This window comes from Microbacterium deminutum, from assembly GCF_039530205.1.
Lineage (GTDB): Bacteria > Actinomycetota > Actinomycetes > Actinomycetales > Microbacteriaceae > Microbacterium > Microbacterium deminutum.
This window is the reverse complement of sequence record NZ_BAAAOG010000002.1, coordinates 455,800-470,851: the sequence shown is the minus strand read 5'-3', so window position 1 is coordinate 470,851 and position 15,052 is coordinate 455,800. Positions and strand designations below refer to the sequence as shown.

Annotated in this window: 17 protein-coding genes and 2 tRNA genes; 12 read left to right on the top strand and 7 right to left on the bottom strand. The window is 66.9% G+C overall.

The genetic code is table 11. From position 1 onward, the window contains the following. Nucleotides 1-82 precede the first annotated feature (82 nt). From gyrB to ABD212_RS08370, 3 genes are all read left to right on the top strand, one after another. Nucleotides 83-2,122, top strand: coding sequence for a DNA topoisomerase (ATP-hydrolyzing) subunit B (gene gyrB / locus ABD212_RS08380; RefSeq protein ID WP_344093316.1), 2,040 nt, complete (start codon nucleotides 83-85; stop codon nucleotides 2,120-2,122). Nucleotides 2,123-2,234: 112 nt separating this feature from the next. Then, complete coding sequence (gene gyrA, locus ABD212_RS08375; RefSeq protein WP_344093314.1) at nucleotides 2,235-4,823, top strand: DNA gyrase subunit A; 2,589 nt, start codon at nucleotides 2,235-2,237, stop codon at nucleotides 4,821-4,823. Continuing rightward, entirely contained in the window at nucleotides 4,820-5,224 is a 405-nt protein-coding gene (locus ABD212_RS08370; RefSeq protein ID WP_344093313.1) for a DUF3566 domain-containing protein, read from the top strand. Before gyrA ends, ABD212_RS08370 begins: the two co-directional genes overlap by 4 nt. A gap of 30 nt (nucleotides 5,225-5,254) precedes the next feature. Here ABD212_RS08370 and ABD212_RS08365 read toward each other — a convergent pair whose 3' ends face one another. Then, nucleotides 5,255-5,968 (bottom strand): VIT1/CCC1 transporter family protein, encoded by a 714-nt coding sequence (locus ABD212_RS08365; RefSeq protein WP_344093311.1) that lies wholly within the window; start codon nucleotides 5,966-5,968, stop codon nucleotides 5,255-5,257. A gap of 109 nt (nucleotides 5,969-6,077) precedes the next feature. On the opposite strand from ABD212_RS08365, the gene ABD212_RS08360 reads away from it, so the two are divergent. The 3 genes from ABD212_RS08360 (at nucleotide 6,078) to ABD212_RS08350 (ending at nucleotide 7,292) form a co-directional block, all read left to right on the top strand. Continuing rightward, nucleotides 6,078-6,151, top strand: a tRNA-Ile gene (locus tag ABD212_RS08360). A gap of 85 nt (nucleotides 6,152-6,236) precedes the next feature. Further along, nucleotides 6,237-6,309, top strand: a tRNA-Ala gene (locus tag ABD212_RS08355). Nucleotides 6,310-6,554: 245 nt separating this feature from the next. After that, a complete protein-coding gene (locus ABD212_RS08350; RefSeq protein ID WP_344093309.1) occupies nucleotides 6,555-7,292 on the top strand; it encodes a Pr6Pr family membrane protein in 738 nt (245 codons plus the stop codon). Between the two features lie 101 nt (nucleotides 7,293-7,393). On the opposite strand, the gene ABD212_RS08345 is transcribed toward ABD212_RS08350, so the two are convergent. Together ABD212_RS08345 and ABD212_RS08340 are read right to left on the bottom strand one after the other, a co-directional pair. After that, nucleotides 7,394-7,993 carry a DUF998 domain-containing protein gene (locus tag ABD212_RS08345; protein ID WP_344093306.1) on the bottom strand — a complete coding sequence of 200 codons (600 nt, stop codon included), beginning with the start codon at nucleotides 7,991-7,993 and terminating at the stop codon, nucleotides 7,394-7,396. Next, nucleotides 7,990-8,148, bottom strand: a complete 159-nt coding sequence (locus tag ABD212_RS08340; protein WP_344093304.1) for a hypothetical protein — start codon at nucleotides 8,146-8,148, stop codon at nucleotides 7,990-7,992. Before ABD212_RS08340 ends, ABD212_RS08345 begins: the two co-directional genes overlap by 4 nt. Before the next feature lie 64 nt (nucleotides 8,149-8,212). Between ABD212_RS08340 and ABD212_RS08335 the strand changes: the two genes are divergently transcribed. Continuing rightward, nucleotides 8,213-8,638 (top strand): NUDIX hydrolase, encoded by a 426-nt coding sequence (locus ABD212_RS08335; protein ID WP_344093301.1) that lies wholly within the window; start codon nucleotides 8,213-8,215, stop codon nucleotides 8,636-8,638. Between the two features lie 12 nt (nucleotides 8,639-8,650). Here the strand turns inward: ABD212_RS08335 and ABD212_RS08330 are convergent, their stop codons facing one another. Beyond that, nucleotides 8,651-9,124 (bottom strand): aminoacyl-tRNA deacylase, encoded by a 474-nt coding sequence (locus ABD212_RS08330; RefSeq protein WP_344093299.1) that lies wholly within the window; start codon nucleotides 9,122-9,124, stop codon nucleotides 8,651-8,653. After that, nucleotides 9,117-9,644, bottom strand: a complete 528-nt coding sequence (locus ABD212_RS08325; protein ID WP_344093297.1) for a DNA helicase — start codon at nucleotides 9,642-9,644, stop codon at nucleotides 9,117-9,119. The genes ABD212_RS08330 and ABD212_RS08325 overlap by 8 nt, the downstream gene beginning before the upstream one ends. Before the next feature lie 98 nt (nucleotides 9,645-9,742). Between ABD212_RS08325 and ABD212_RS08320 the strand changes: the two genes are divergently transcribed. Next, nucleotides 9,743-10,315 carry a peptidylprolyl isomerase gene (locus ABD212_RS08320; protein ID WP_344093295.1) on the top strand — a complete coding sequence of 191 codons (573 nt, stop codon included), beginning with the start codon at nucleotides 9,743-9,745 and terminating at the stop codon, nucleotides 10,313-10,315. A 6-nt stretch (nucleotides 10,316-10,321) separates the two neighbouring features. Continuing rightward, entirely contained in the window at nucleotides 10,322-11,200 is an 879-nt protein-coding gene (locus ABD212_RS08315) for a rhomboid family intramembrane serine protease (RefSeq protein ID WP_344093293.1), read from the top strand. Between the two features lie 165 nt (nucleotides 11,201-11,365). On the opposite strand, the gene ABD212_RS08310 is transcribed toward ABD212_RS08315, so the two are convergent. Beyond that, complete coding sequence (locus ABD212_RS08310; RefSeq protein ID WP_344093291.1) at nucleotides 11,366-11,605, bottom strand: cell division protein CrgA; 240 nt, start codon at nucleotides 11,603-11,605, stop codon at nucleotides 11,366-11,368. 54 nt (nucleotides 11,606-11,659) lie between these two features. On the opposite strand from ABD212_RS08310, the gene ABD212_RS08305 reads away from it, so the two are divergent. From ABD212_RS08305 to ABD212_RS08295, 3 genes are read left to right on the top strand one after another with little or no spacing between them, the layout of a single operon-like run. After that, a complete protein-coding gene (locus tag ABD212_RS08305; protein WP_344093289.1) occupies nucleotides 11,660-12,484 on the top strand; it encodes a class E sortase in 825 nt (274 codons plus the stop codon). Beyond that, a complete protein-coding gene (locus ABD212_RS08300; protein ID WP_344093287.1) occupies nucleotides 12,484-12,639 on the top strand; it encodes a hypothetical protein in 156 nt (51 codons plus the stop codon). The genes ABD212_RS08305 and ABD212_RS08300 overlap by 1 nt, the downstream gene beginning before the upstream one ends. A 16-nt stretch (nucleotides 12,640-12,655) precedes the next feature. After that, entirely contained in the window at nucleotides 12,656-13,285 is a 630-nt protein-coding gene (locus ABD212_RS08295; protein ID WP_344093285.1) for an anthranilate synthase component II, read from the top strand. Nucleotides 13,286-13,326: 41 nt separating this feature from the next. On the opposite strand, the gene pknB is transcribed toward ABD212_RS08295, so the two are convergent. Further along, complete coding sequence (gene pknB / locus ABD212_RS08290) at nucleotides 13,327-15,036, bottom strand: Stk1 family PASTA domain-containing Ser/Thr kinase (protein ID WP_344093283.1); 1,710 nt, start codon at nucleotides 15,034-15,036, stop codon at nucleotides 13,327-13,329. Between the last annotated feature and the right edge of the window lie 16 nt (nucleotides 15,037-15,052).

Genomic DNA, 15,052 nt, shown 5'->3' with positions numbered 1-15,052 from the left:
AATGGCGCAGAGGCCTGGGGAGAGGGTGCGACTTGGTAGACTGTAAGCGTCCCCGCTGACAGATCTGGAGCGCTCGAAACCTATGACGTCCCTGAACCCCGAAAGCGTTTCCGAGGAACCCGAATCGCAACCCGCTGGAAGGATCCCGAACGGCTACGGGGCAGACGACATCCAGGTGCTCGAGGGCTTGGAGGCCGTTCGCAAGCGACCGGGCATGTACATCGGCTCGACGGGTCCTCGCGGGCTCCATCATCTCGTGCAGGAGATCGTCGACAACTCGGTCGATGAGGCCCTGGCGGGCTACTGCGACAGGATCGTGGTGACGATCCTGCCCGACGGCGCCGTCCGCTGCGTCGACAATGGCCGCGGCATCCCCGTCGACATGCACAAGACGGAAGGCAAGTCGACCGTCGAGGTCGTGCTGACGGTGCTGCACGCCGGCGGAAAGTTCGGCGGCGGCGGATATGCCGTCTCGGGCGGCCTGCACGGTGTCGGCTCGTCCGTCGTGAACGCCCTTTCCAGCCGGCTGGAAGTCGAGGTCAAGCGCCAGGGCTACGTGTGGCGGCAGTCTTACAGCAACGGCGGTGTCCCGGATGCTCCGCTCGAGCGCGCGGAAGAGAGCGACGAGACCGGAACGACCATCACGTTCTGGCCGGACGCCACGATCTTCGAGACGACGGACTTCGAGTACGAGACACTGCGCACGCGCTTCCAGCAGATGGCATTCCTCAACAAGGGCCTCCGCATCGACCTGCGCGATGAGCGGCCGTCCTCGGCCTACGAGGAGGAGACCGAGCCCGGGCAGGTCGTCCTGCAGCAGCGGAACGACAGGTTTCTCTATGAGCGCGGGCTCGTCGACTACGTCGAATACCTCAACAAGGTCCGAAAGGCCGAGCACGTCAACGACGAGGTCATCGACTTCGAATCCGAGGACACCGACCGCAAGATCGCGCTCGAGGTCGCCATGCAGTGGACGACGAGCTACACCGAGAACGTGTTCACGTACGCGAACACGATCAACACACATGAGGGCGGCACCCATGAAGAGGGATTCCGGGCGGCCCTGACGACGCTCGTCAACAAGTATGCGCGGGCGCAGAACCTGCTGAAGGAGCGGGACGAGAACCTATCGGGCGACGACGTCCGCGAGGGCCTCACCGCCGTCATCTCGATCAAGCTGTCCGAGCCGCAGTTCGAGGGCCAGACCAAGACGAAGCTCGGCAACACCGAGGCCAAGGCGTTCGTGCAGAAGGTCGTGGGCGACCGGCTCGGGGACTGGTTCGACCGCAATCCGGTGCAGGCGAAGAATGTCGTGCGCAAAGCCATCGATGCGGCGACAGCCCGCCTCGCGGCCCGGAAGGCCCGCGAGACCGCGCGCCGCAAGAGCGTGTTCGAGTCGGCGGCGATGCCCGACAAGCTGAAGGACTGCACGTCGAAGGATCCGTCGATCAGCGAGATCTTCCTCGTCGAGGGTGACTCGGCCGGCGGCTCCGCCGTGCAGGGCCGAGACCCGCACACCCAGGCGATCCTGGCTCTGCGCGGCAAGATCCTGAATGTCGAGCGTGCCCGCCTCGACCGGGCACTCGGCAACCGCGAGGTGCAGGCCATGATCCAGGCCTTCGGCACCGGCATCGGCGAGGACTTCGACATCGAGAAGGCGCGGTATCACAAGATCGTGCTGATGGCGGATGCCGATGTCGACGGTCAGCACATCACCACGCTGCTGCTCACCCTGCTGTTCCGGTACATGCGCGGACTCATCGAGGCGGGGTTCGTGTATCTCGCGCAGCCGCCGCTGTACCGGCTGAAGTGGTCGAATGCGCCCCACGAGTACGTCTTCAGCGACCGGGAGCGCGACGCACTCCTGGCCGACGGCGTGGCCGCCGGCAAGCGGATCCCGAAGGACAACGGGATCCAGCGCTACAAGGGTCTCGGCGAGATGAACCCCAAGGAGCTCTGGGAGACCACGATGGACCGCCAGACCCGCACCCTCAAGCAGGTCACGATCGAGGATGCCGCCGCCGCGGATGAGATCTTCACCATCCTCATGGGCGAAGACGTGGAGTCGCGGCGCGGATTCATCCAGCGCAACGCGAAAGACGTCCGGTTCCTCGACATCTAACAGAACTCAATGCGTTTCGTCTCGTCGCTTCGCTCCTCGCTCGACGCCGAGACCTCAACCGGTCGTTTGAGCGAGCGGAGCGAGACGGAACGCGTGGCATGGAGAGAAACGAATGACTGACGAAGACCGCCCCGACCTGACGCCCGTACACGATCACGGCAAGATCGACCAGGTCGACCTGCAGTCCGAGATGCAGCGTAGCTATCTCGACTACGCGATGAGCGTCATCGTCGGGCGTGCACTGCCAGATGTCCGCGACGGCCTCAAGCCGGTGCACCGCCGAGTCATCTACGGCATGTACGACGGAGGGTTCCGCCCCGACAAGTCGTTCTCGAAGTGTGCGCGTGTCGTCGGCGAGGTCATGGGGCATTACCACCCGCACGGCGACGCCCCCATCTACGACGCCCTCGTGCGCCTGGTCCAGCCGTGGTCGCTGCGCTACCCGCTGGCGCAGGGTCAAGGAAACTTCGGCTCCCCGGGCAACCAGGGCGCGGCCGCGCCCCGGTACACCGAGACGAAGATGGCCCCGCTCGCGCTCGAGATGGTGCGCGACATCGAAGAGGACACCGTCGACTTCCAGGACAACTACGACGGCCAGACGCAGGAGCCGACCGTTCTGCCGGCGCGCTTCCCGAACCTCCTGGTGAACGGCTCGGTCGGCATCGCGGTCGGCATGGCAACCAACATCCCGCCGCACAATCTGCGGGAGGTGTCGGCCGGTGCCCTGTGGTCTCTCGAGAACCCCGGCGCTTCACGCGAGGAGCTGCTGGAAGCCCTCATGGAGCGGATTCCCGGACCGGACTTTCCCACCCGCGCTCAGATCCTCGGCACGCGGGGCATCAAGGACGCGTACCGCACCGGTCGCGGCTCGATCACGATGCGCGCCGTCGTCAACGTCGAAGAGATCCAGGGTCGCACCTGCCTGGTCATCACCGAACTGCCCTACCAGGTCAACCCCGACAACGTCGCGGTCAAGATCAGCGACCTCGCCCGGGAGGGCAAGATCACCGGGATCGCCGACATCCGCGACGAGACGTCGGATCGCACGGGTCAGCGGCTCGTGATCGTGCTGAAGCGGGATGCCGTCGCCAAGGTCGTGCTGAACAACCTGTACAAGCACACGCAGCTGCAGGAGAACTTCGGCGCGAACATGCTCGCGATCGTGGACGGCGTTCCGCGCACCCTGCCCCTCGATGGATTCATCACACACTGGATCGACCACCAGATCGAGGTCATCGTCCGGCGCACGCGCTATCGCCTCCGCAAGGCCGAGGAGCGCATGCACATCCTGCGCGCGTACCTCAAGGCACTGGATGCCCTCGACGAGGTCATCGCCCTCATCCGCCGGTCGCCGACCGTCGAAGACGCGCGCGAAGGACTCAAGGCGCTGCTCGACATCGACGATGTGCAGGCCGACGCGATCCTGCAGATGCAGCTGCGGCGCCTTGCGGCGCTGGAGCGGCAGAAGATCCTCGATGAGGCGAACGATCTCGAAACTCAGATCACTGACTTCAAGGCGATCCTGGCTGACGAGTCGCGCCAGCGCGCGATCATCCGCGAGGAGCTCACCTCGATCGTCGACCGCTTCGGAGACGACCGTCGCACCGAGATCCTGCAGGGCTTCGGCGGTGACATGTCCGTCGAGGATCTCATCCCCGAAGAGGAGATGGTGCTCACCGTCACCCGAGACGGCTACATCAAACGCACGCGCAGCGACAACTACCGCCAGCAGCACCGCGGCGGCCGCGGCGTCAAGGGTGCGCAGCTGCGCGCGGATGACGTCGTCGAGCACTTCTTCGTCACGACCACGCACCACTGGCTGCTGTTCTTCACGACGAAGGGCCGGGTCTACCGCTGCAAGACGTACGAAGTGCCGGAAGCGGGGCGCGACGCCAAGGGACAGCACGTCGCGAACCTCTTGGCGCTCCAGCCCGACGAAGAGATCGCGCAGATCCTCGACATACGGGACTACTCCGTCGCGACCTACCTCGTCCTCGCCACCCGCGGCGGATTGGTCAAGAAGACGCACCTCACCGAGTACGACACGAACCGTCAGGGTGGGGTCATCGCCATCAAGCTGCGCGAAGACGACGAGGTGGTCAGTGCTCTGCTGGTCGACGAGGGTGACGACATCCTGCTCATCAGCCGGCGCGGCATGTCGCTGCGGTTCACCGCCACGGACGACGCGCTGCGGCCGATGGGACGCTCCACCGAGGGTGTGAAGGGGATGTCGTTCCGATCGACGGACAGCCTGCTGTCGGCCTCAGTCGTCAGGGACGATGGATTCGTCTTCGTGGTGACCGAGGGGGGATACGCGAAACGCACCGCCGTGGGGCAGTATCGCGGTCAGAGCCGGGGCGGACTCGGCATCAAGGTCGCCCGGTTGAGCGAGGATCGCGGCGACCTGGCGGGGGGCTTGATCGTCAGCGAGGATGACGAGGTCTTGGTGGTTCTCTCCAGCGGCAAGGTGGTACGCTCTGCCGTGGCCGAGGTCCCTGCCAAGGGTCGCGACACCATGGGTGTCGTTTTCGCCCGCGCCGATGACGACGACCGCATCATCGCGATCGCACGCAACGGCGAGCGTGGCCTGGCTGACACACCCGAGGCGGCCGATCCTGATCCGGCCCCCGAGTCCAGTGTCCCCGAGCCCGTCGAAGCGCCCGACGCCTCCATCACCCCCGAAGAGAGTACTGACGCATGAGCACCGTAGCCGACAAGCTCGCGAAGAAATCCAGCCACCGCACCAGCGCCAAGCAGGTTCGCCTGCGCCTCGTGTACATCGACTTCTGGTCCGCCGTGAAGCTCTCCTTCCTCGCGGCGATCGCGATCGCGATCGTGACGGTCGTCGCGTTCGTCATGGTGTACCTCGTCGTTCAGACGACGGGCCTGATCGCCAAGGCCGACGCCTTCTTCGGAAGCTTCTCAGACGGCAGCTTCGTGCTGTCGCAGTTCGTGAGCCTTCCTCAGGTGCTCGCATTCTCGGCGATCGTCGCGATCCTCAACCTCGTGGTCGTCACCGTGCTCGGTGCCGTCATCGCCGGGATCTACAACCTCGCGGTCAAGGTCACCGGCGGCCTGCTGGTCGGTTTCACGTCGAACTGACCGACGGGCGCATACCCGGAACCCGCGGCGTCAGGCGACCGTCGTGCCGAGCAGTGACCCGACCAACCAGGTCACGGCGAGCGCCAGTGCGCCACCGAGGACGAGACGGATCGCCGCGCGCGACTTGCCCGACCCGCCCAGCTGCGCGGACACCGTGCCTGTGATGGCGAGGGCGATCAATACAGCGACGAACGTCACGGGCACCCGCCACGCCGGTGGCGGGAGGAGGATCGCGAGCAGCGGAAGCAGCGCGCCGAGAGTGAACGAGATCGCGGATGAGATCGCCGCATGCCACGGATTGACGAGGTCGTTCTGGTCGATTCCGAGCTCGACCTCGAGGTGCGCCGACAGAGCGTCGTGCGCGGTCAGCTCTTTCGCGACCTGGCGTGCTGTGGCATCCGTCAGTCCCCGATCGCGGTAGAGCTGGGTCAGCTCCTCGAGTTCCTCGTCGGGCATCTCCCGCAGCTCGCCGATCTCCTTGGTGATGAGCGCTCGCTCGCTGTCACGCTGGCTGCTGACCGAGACATACTCGCCGAGCGCCATCGAGATCGCCCCACCGACGAGTCCCGCAATGCCCGCGGTCAGGATCGGGCCCAGTTGGTCGGTCGCGCCGGCGACGCCTACGACGAGAGCCGCGACCGACACGATTCCGTCGTTCGCGCCGAGCACGCCGGCGCGCAGCCAGTTCAACCTCTGCCCGAGTCCGGGCGTGTGGGCTTCGTCGGCATGGGGCGTATCGACCACCCGCTCAGTCAAGCACTCCGAGACGGATGCCGCGGCATCCCGGATTCGTGAAAACGACGCGCGTCGGGTAAAGTCTTGGAGGTTGCCGACGCACAGCGTCGCAGCGATCGGGGCTATAGCTCAGGCGGTTAGAGCGCTTCACTGATAATGAAGAGGTCCCAGGTTCAAGTCCTGGTAGCCCCACAGGCGACGTGGCGGATGCGTGCATCCGCCGCCGAGCCGATCGAGTCTGTTTGAGCGGACGAAGTCCGCCACCGCCACACAGCCCGGGGCCTTAGCTCAGTTGGTAGAGCGCCTGCTTTGCAAGCAGGATGTCAGGAGTTCGAATCTCCTAGGCTCCACACTATTTCCCTGATCAGAGCCGTATTCCTCAGTCCGATCAGCGGATTCCCCTCGCAACATATACCTGAGCTTGTATACATCGTCCCCCAATTGGTGGACATGCTGTAGGTAGTACACAAAGCGGATCCTCCCTTGTGAGCCATCCCCGCATCCCTGGCGACAGACTTCTGCGTCACGCAGGGTGCGGGGCACTAAACCGGCCTCACAACAAGTCGAACAGAGAAGTTCGACAGAGAGGGTAATCATGTACTGGTCATGGTTGAGGCTGGGGGCAGCGGCCACGGCGCTTTCGGGCGTGGGCGCGGGGTATATCGTCAATGTCGATCGCGCCACGCGCCAGGGACAGGATCTGGGTCTTGTCCTCGCGAACTACTTCAGCATGTTCACGATCGTCTCGGCGATCCTCACCGTCGGCGCGCTGACGGCTGCCGCAGTCTGGTCGATGCAGCACCCCGGGTCGTCCCGGGAACCGTTCGGTGTCGCACTGGGCATCGCGGGCGTCACCGGGCCGGTCATCCTGCTCGGCGTCGTGTTCAATGTCCTGCTGCGCGGCGCTCCTTCCGGAGCGGCGCTCAGCGACTCACCCGGGATCGCGGTCATGGACTCGTATGCAACCGAGGTGCTGCACGTCGTCCTGCCGCTGTATCTGCTCGTCGACCTGGTGTTCGCGACGCGGCGCCGGGGCCTGCCGTGGTGGAGCCTGTCGGTGCTGATCGGCTACCCGGTCGTCTGGATCCTGTACACGATGGTTCGCGGTGAACTGACACCCGATCCGTCCGGCGCCACCCCGTGGTGGTACCCGTACCCGTTCCTGGACCCGCACGGCGCCGGTGGATGGATGTCGGCCTTCACCTACATCGCGGTCCTCACCGCCGCCCTGGTCGGGATCGGAGCGATCGTGATCGCCGTCGGCCGGTACCGCGAGCGCCGCGCAACGACGCGTGGCGCCGAGGCACCGAAGGTCGGCGCCCTCCAGGCCTGATCACCTGACGCTCGTCGTCCGCCCGGACGACATGAGTCGAGATCACCACCTGGGTGCAATACGAGGAGGGCGCCGGTTCACAGCCGGCGCCCTTCTCGCTGTCACGACGACAGCACCTGAGCGGCGGCCAGCGCAACCCAGGCGAAGTAGCCGACGAGGCAGGCGCGGTCCGGCCACCCCACTCGCACCTGCGGCGAGCCGGCGAGCCCATGCGCAGACGCCGAGACCACGAGGAACCACGTCAGCCCGGCCCACGGAACGAGCGACGCGATCGCCAGCGTCCAGCCGAGGGCACTCGCCGACCCGATTCCCGACGTCAGCGCTGCGATGGGGAATCCGATGATGCACAGGCTCCCCAGCACCGTGTGCACCCGACCGACCCGGGTGGCGGCTGTGCGCGGAGTCATGATGGGGTCGGCATCCACGAACGCGGCCCCGAGCGCACCCAGCGCGACGATCGCGAGCCCGATCGTCCAGCCACCCCCGGACGGCCACAGCGCGACGCAGATCGCGGCGGGACTGACGGCCATGGCGATGAAGGCGACTCGCATGAGCCACCCGTGACGTCCGAGCGAGTACTCGCTGATCATCCGCCACGACGGGTCGTATTCAGGTTCGACGAAGTGAAGGATGACGATCAGCGTGGTCGTCACAGTGCCCGAGACGAGCGCGACGACGGCCGCCGCAGCGGCCACGGTCACGGGTCCACCGTCTGCGCGACGAAGAGGGACCAGCCCGGCCGCAACCACGCGACGATCATCGCGATCCTGACCGTGCGTGTCGTCATCGCGCCGTCGAGCAGTGAGGGCACGGCATCCGCCACCTCGATCGGCTCGTTCGCCGCACCACCGCTCACGGTTTCGCCTCCTGCGCGGCACTCTATCCCCGGCGACGGGGCCGCCGGCCCTAGGCTGAGCCGCATGGACATGCGCGTCGCGGCGTATGCGGTCATCACCGACGCGGAGGACCGGGTGCTCCTGGCGCACTGGAACGAGGGTCGCCGCGCCGCGTGGACGCTTCCGGGCGGGGGTCTCGAACCGGGTGAGGACCCGGATCGCGCGGCCCGCCGCGAAGTGAGGGAAGAGACCGGATACAAGGTCGCGATCGAGGAGCTGCTCGGCATCCACTCTCGCGTCATCCCCGTGGGTCGCCGCCTCACCGAGGGTGCCACCGAACCCCTGCATGCGCTGCGCATCATCTATCGGGCGCGGATCACCGGCGGACGACTCCGGAACGAGATGAACGGGTCGACCGACCGCGCCGAATGGTTTCCGCTGACCAGCATCCGAGGGCTGCAGCGCGTGAAGCTCGTGGACATCGGCATGGAGATGGCCGACCTCGAGTGACCGCCGATGCCATCATCCGATCGGCTGCGAGATGTCGGCGATGGTCGCTCCATAGGCGGCGATGAGGTCGTCGGCATCCACGAAGAGGCTGTACCCGTGGGCACCGGCTCCCATCGCGATCCGCTGGCCGGCGATGAGCTCGTCGGCGTAGATCGGCCAGTCATGGCTGCTGCCGATGGGCACGATGGTGCCGCGCTCGTATCCGGTCGCCGCGAGAGCGCGCTCGGAGTCGGGAAGCTGGAGCTTGTTGACACCGACGATCGCCCTCAGCTTGGGCCACGAGATGGCACGGTCACCGGGCACCAGCGCGAACAGGTAGGTGTCATCGCTGCGCTTGACGACGAGCGTCTTGACGATCCCGGCGGGCGGGATTCCCAGCAGGGCCGCCGCCTCGGCGAGGCTGTTCGCGAACGGCCGCTCGCGGATCTCGATCGTGAGCCCGCGAGCGGATGCCGCTTCTCTTACACGGTGGAGCGGATCAGGCATCCGGGGCGCGCAGCGGGTCATCTGCGACCCACAGCTCGTCGTCGGCTCGGAGCGTCTGCCACGCGGCGTAGAGGATTCCCAACGCTGCGGCGACGCCCAGGATGATCGCAATGATTCCGCTGGCGCCGATGCCGGACTTGACCGGAACCGGGGCGGCCTTCGCGAACGACTTCGGGAGCGTGATGCCGTTGCCGGAGGTGAACTTGGCACGCTGGTCGAGGGCTGCGTCCCAGACCGAGAGAGCCGAGCCGACCACGGCGCCCGCTGCGGGCACGACGCGATCGTTGAGGACCTGCTTGGACATCTTGACGCCCTTGTCGACGTACGGCGCGGCGTACTTGCCGTAGGTCTCCTGCATCTGGGGGGCGACCTGCTCTCGTCCGAGGTGCCCGAGCTGGCGGCTCGCCTCACGGGCGACGGACGCGGCTTGGCCCACCAGCACCTGCTGGGCCTCCCACAGGTTGTTGGCCTGCGACTGAAGCTTGCGGAGTTCCTTCTTGCGCTTGCGGCTGAGGCTCACGGGGCCCTCCCAATCGACCGGGGACGTGGTTCTTCCCCATACTGTCAGACGCAGCCGGAGACGGGAGGGGTTGCACAGAACTCTGAAAGAATGTAGCCATGCCTATTCCCACCGCTGTCGCCACCCTGCACACCAACTACGGCGACATCGTCGTCAATCTCTTCGGAGACCACGCTCCTCGCACCGTCCAGAACTTCGTCGGGCTCTCGGACGGGTCGGGCTCGTGGACCCACCCCGCGACGGGCAAGCCGGGCGAAGGCCCGCTCTACAAAGACGTCGTCTTCCACCGCATCATCTCGGGATTCATGATCCAGGGCGGCGACCCGCTCGGTCAGGGTACCGGCGGACCGGGCTACAACTTCAACGACGAGATCAACAGCGAGCTCACCTTCACGGCCCCGTACAAGCTCGCGATGGCGAACGCCGGCCTTCGCCGCAACGCCATCACCGGCCAGGTCGAAGGGACCAACGGATCGCAGTTCTTCATCACCGTCCCGGGTCAGGGCGGTCGCGGTCCGGAGTGGCTGCAGGGCAAGCACACGATCTTCGGCGAGGTGGCGGATGACGCATCCAAGGCCGTCGTCGACACCATCGCCGACGTGCCCACCGCCGCGGGCGACCGCCCGATCGAGCCGGTCGTCATCCAGTCGATCGACATCGCCGCGGCCTAGACGGCCGTGAGCACGGACGGGTTCCTCCGCAATCGCGAGAACTTCTGCTACCGGCATCCGGATCGGCAGAGCTTCGTCCTGTGCCAGCGCTGCCTGCGGACGATCTGCCCGGAATGCCAGACGCAGGCGGCCGTCGGCGTGATCTGCCCGGAGTGCCTGCGAGACCAGCAGAAGGCGCAGTCCCCGGCGCAGGTCAAGGCCGAGCGCCGGGCGGCACGGCCGTACGCGGTTGCGGTCAGGGACACCCGACCGCTCGCCACATACGCCATCATCGGGATCACCACGGCCGCGTACATCCTGACGCTCATCCCCGGCTTCGGCGGGATTCTGCAGAATCAGCTGGTGTTCCTGGCGCCGCTGATGTATCCCGAACTGTCAGGGGTCTTCCAGCCGTGGCGGCTGCTCACCGTCACGATCGTCCACGCGGGCTTCTGGCACGTCGGGCTGAACATGCTCGCGCTCTGGATGATCGGTCGCAGCCTCGAACCGCTGCTCGGGCGGTGGCGGTTCGTGACGCTCTACCTGTTGAGCGCTCTCGGCGGTTCGGTGGCCGTCGCGCTGCTGGCCTTCACGACGCCGGTCGTCGGGGCGTCGGGCGCCATCTTCGGCCTCTTCGGCGCCCTGCTGGTGATCGGCCGCCACATCGGGGCGAACATCACGGGGATCATCGTCGTGCTCGGGATCAACCTCGTCATCGGATTCATCCCCGGGAACAACGTGGCCTGGCAGGCGCACGTGGGCGGGCTCGTGACGGGCGCGCTCGTGGCGTTCATCTTCACACGCACGCGCTCCGCGGCTCGGCGCTGGCTGCAGATCGCGCTGCTGGTCGCGGTCGGGGTGGGGCTGTTGGCGCTGCTGTTCGTGCCGCCGGTCTTCTACTTCTGACGCGGCCGGAACGGATCAGGGCCGCGAGGAGGTTTCGATACGGCCGCTTCGCGGCCTACTCAACCTTGCCCCGCCCCGCATCAACGCTTCGCATTGATCCGGGTCGCGGCAAGTTATCCACAGGTTCATCCACACATGGGGATGAATCACACACGTGTAATTCGGCTATCGCCAGCGCGTCGTCATGAGGAAGCCGATGAAGGCGATTCCGAATCCGATGACGAGGTTCCAGGCGCCGATGCCCGGGATCGGGTACAGCATGCCGCTCAGGTAGAAGACCAGCACCCACACCAGCCCGACCAGCATCAAGCCGATCATGATCGGCTTGAACCACACCGGGTTGGGTGCGGCCTCGCCTTCTGCGCGCTCAACGAGCGAATCGTCATCTTTGCCGGGTCGTGCCATGCCGACAGTCTATCTGCCAGTCTGGGCACAGCCTGCGCTGACTAGAATCCCCCTGTGGATGAATCGCGGACCGGCAGCGTCGCGGACCAGGCGACATCCGTCAGCCCCGCGCGTCGACGGACTGGATCTGGTCGTCCCGGGTCCGCGATCGGTGTGATCGGCGAGCTTCTGCTCACAGCGGGCGTCATCACGCTCCTGTTCGTGGTGTGGCAGCTGTGGCTCGGGGACCTCATCTACGGCGCCCAGCGCAACGCTGTCGGTCAGGAGCTCTCGCACACCTGGGCGCAGGAATACGTGCCCCCGCGCGTCCCTGTCTCGCCGTCGCCGACCCCCACGCCCACGCCCACGACCACGGAACCGTCGACCGCCGAGCCGGTCGTCCTTCCACAGCCGGCGGACGCCCAGGTCTTCGGCATCCTGCACATTCCCCGCTTCGGGTCCGACTACGCCGTTCCGATGGCGGGCGGCATCTCGCGTGAGCGCACGCTCGATCCCATCGGCGTCGGCCACTACCCCGGCACTTCCATGCCGGGCGAAGTCGGCAACTTCGCGGTCGCCGCGCACCGGACGACGTGGGGCAAGCCCTTCAACCGTCTCGCCGACCTGCATGTCGGCGACGCGATCGTGATCGAGACGCCGGGCGGCTGGTACACGTATCGGTTCCGCACGCTCGAGTACGTGCATCCGGATGCCGGAGAGGTCCTGCTTCCGGTGCCGCAGGCCGTGACGGCGCCCGCCGGCATGCGTTTCATGACGATGACCAGCTGCAGCCCGATGTACGCGATGAGCGAGCGGATCGTCGGCTTCGCCGTCTTCGACTCGTTCACTCCGCGAGCCTCGGGCGCGCCGCTGTCCCTCACCACCGAAGCGGCCGCGTGATGTACGGGGCATTGTGGCGGGTCCTTCCCGGGCCGTGGTGGGTTCGGGCACTGATCCTGGCGATCCTCGCGGCAGCAGTGCTGTACGGGCTGTTCTTCTACGTCTTCCCATGGCTGAGTGAGCTGCTGATCCCCCAGGAGGTCACGGTCCAGTGATATCCCTCGCGGTGCGATGAGTCGCGCAGGAATCCTGGTCGTCGACAACCACGACAGCTTCGTCCACACCCTGGTCGGATATCTGCACGAGCTGGGGGCGGACAGCGACCTGGTCGAGGCGGACTCGATCCGCGATCCCGCGGAGGCGATCCGCGCCTACCGGGGAGTCCTCGTGTCACCCGGTCCGGGGGCGCCGGCCGAAGCCGGCGCGTCGATCCCCGTGGTGCGGGCGGCGGCGGATGCCGGCATCCCGCTGCTCGGCGTGTGTCTCGGTCACCAGGCGATCGCCGAGGCGTTCGGCGCGAGAGTGGATCATGCACCCGAGCTCATGCACGGGATGACCTCGCTCGTCGAGCACGATGCGAGCCCGCTGTACGCCGGCCTGCCCAACCCGTTCGTGGCGACGCGCTACCACTCGCTCGCCGTCGAGCCCGCGAGCCTGCCCGCGGAGCTCGTCGTGACGAGCCGCACCGAGAGCGGCGTGATCATGGGCATCGCCCATCGCTCGGCACCCGTGCTCGGGGTGCAGTTCCATCCCGAGAGCGTGCTCACCGAAGGCGGTCACCGTCTGCTCGGAAACTGGCTCGAGAGCACGGGACAGATGGATGCCGCGGCCCGCGGCGCCCGTCTGCATCCGCGGCGCTGAGCCCCCACCGCGAGGGCCGCGTGCGGATTGCGTGACGGCGGCTACGGCCCGGAGCAGTAGATCAGAACGATCGTCGAGTGGATCGGGACGTCGCCGGGGCGGAGGGACTGCGAGGCGACGGTCGGCGGCGCGGCGGCCTTGCAGCCGGTGTCCTCCTGTGGCGTCACGGTGAGACCGAGATCCTCGAGCTGTCGCGTCGCCGCGTCGACGGTGTATCCCGTCACGTCGACGATCGTGACCCGTCCGGACGCGACGACCAGGTTCACCGCCGTGCCGCTCGCTACTTTGGCCCCCTCGGTCTGGTCGGCCGACATCACCGTGCCGGCCGCCAGTTCCGGATCATTGCGCGGGACGATCGTCCCGAGCGCGAGCCCGGCCTCGTGCAGCGCGGTCTTCGCGGCATCCTGTCCGAGACCGACGACCCTCGGCATCGTCGACATCTTCTGACCTTTGGAGACGTAGACGCGGACTTCCTGCTGCGGGCTGACGGAGGCTCCGGCATCCGGATCGGTGCGGATGACATTGCCGACCGCCACCGCGGCGTTGTCCTCATCCACGCGCAGCGCCAGCAGATCCTGCTTCGCGAGCTCGCTGTTCGCGCGGTCGTATGTCATCCCCGAGACATCGGGGACGATCCTGGAGTTGGTCGGCACCCCGCTGCTCGGATGGATCGAGACGACCCAGAACAGCACCGACACCAGCAGGACGGCCAGGATGCCGACTCCGGCCCAGATCCACGCCACAGGCGGCCCGGCCTGTGTGCGCTTCATCGTCGTATCGGTGCTCAGCTGCCGCAGCGACCGCGCCGTCTCGGCGGCGTGGCGCGGATTCGGACCATACAGCTCACTCGTGAGAGCACCGACCTGCCGCTTCGACGGCGATCGCCCTCCGACGGTCGCATCGACGGCCTCGCGGAAGGCCGCGGCATCCTGATACCGCTGGAACGGATCCTTCGCAAGGGCCCGAAGCACGACCGCGTCGAGCGAGCGGGGCACGGACTCGTTGATCTCCGATGGCGCCACCGGCGCCTCGCTCACATGCTGGTAGGCCACCGCGACAGGCGACTCGCCGCGGAACGGCGTTCTGCCGGTGAGCAGCTCGTAGAGGACGACCCCCGTCGAGTACAGGTCGGCTCGCGCATCGACCGGCTCGCCCTTCGCCTGTTCCGGCGAGAAGTACGCCGCGGTGCCGATGATGGCGGTCGTCTCGGCCACCGTCGCCGAGCTGTCCGAGACGGCGCGGGCGATGCCGAAGTCCATGACCTTGACCTGACCGGCATCCGTCACCATCACGTTGCCCGGCTTGATGTCGCGGTGCACCACACCCGCGCGGTGCGAGTACTCCAGCGCCTCGAGGATGCCATCGACGTAGCGGATGGCCTCGTCGACGGGAACCGGACCGGCGGCGATGATGTCCTTGAGGAGCCGGCCGCGCACGAGCTCCATGACGATGAACGGCACGGCGCGGACGGTGCCGTCGGGAGCCGTCTCGGAGTCCTCGCCGGCGTCGTAGACGCGCACGACAGTGGGATGCGCCATGCGCGAGGCGGCCTGGGCCTCGAGGCGGAATCGAGTGCGGAAGGCATTGTCGCTCGCGAGCTCGCGGTCGAGGACCTTGATTGCGACGTCTCGGCCGAGCGTCAGGTCATAGCCGCGGTAGACACCGGCCATGCCGCCGCGCCCGATGGCCTCGTCGACGCGATAGCGCCCCGAAAGCACGCGCGGCTCTGCTGTCACGGTCTCTCCCTGCATGGAACACAAGCCAGAC

Excerpts from the sequence above, each read along its gene's own strand:
- ABD212_RS08310 (WP_344093291.1), bottom strand. The coding sequence starts at position 11,605 with ATGGCACGACCCGGCAAAGATGACGATTCGCTCGTTGAGCGCGCAGAA.
- ABD212_RS08330 (WP_344093299.1), bottom strand. The coding sequence starts at position 9,124 with ATGCCTGATCCGCTCCACCGTGTAAGAGAAGCGGCATCCGCTCGCGGG.
- ABD212_RS08295 (WP_344093285.1), top strand. The coding sequence starts at position 12,656 with ATGAGTCGCGCAGGAATCCTGGTCGTCGACAACCACGACAGCTTCGTC.
- pknB (WP_344093283.1), bottom strand. The coding sequence starts at position 15,036 with ATGCAGGGAGAGACCGTGACAGCAGAGCCGCGCGTGCTTTCGGGGCGC.
- ABD212_RS08320 (WP_344093295.1), top strand. The coding sequence starts at position 9,743 with ATGCCTATTCCCACCGCTGTCGCCACCCTGCACACCAACTACGGCGAC.
- ABD212_RS08300 (WP_344093287.1), top strand. The coding sequence starts at position 12,484 with ATGTACGGGGCATTGTGGCGGGTCCTTCCCGGGCCGTGGTGGGTTCGG.
- ABD212_RS08370 (WP_344093313.1), top strand. The coding sequence starts at position 4,820 with ATGAGCACCGTAGCCGACAAGCTCGCGAAGAAATCCAGCCACCGCACC.
- ABD212_RS08335 (WP_344093301.1), top strand. The coding sequence starts at position 8,213 with ATGGACATGCGCGTCGCGGCGTATGCGGTCATCACCGACGCGGAGGAC.
- gyrB (WP_344093316.1), top strand. The coding sequence starts at position 83 with ATGACGTCCCTGAACCCCGAAAGCGTTTCCGAGGAACCCGAATCGCAA.
- ABD212_RS08350 (WP_344093309.1), top strand. The coding sequence starts at position 6,555 with ATGTACTGGTCATGGTTGAGGCTGGGGGCAGCGGCCACGGCGCTTTCG.
- gyrA (WP_344093314.1), top strand. The coding sequence starts at position 2,235 with ATGACTGACGAAGACCGCCCCGACCTGACGCCCGTACACGATCACGGC.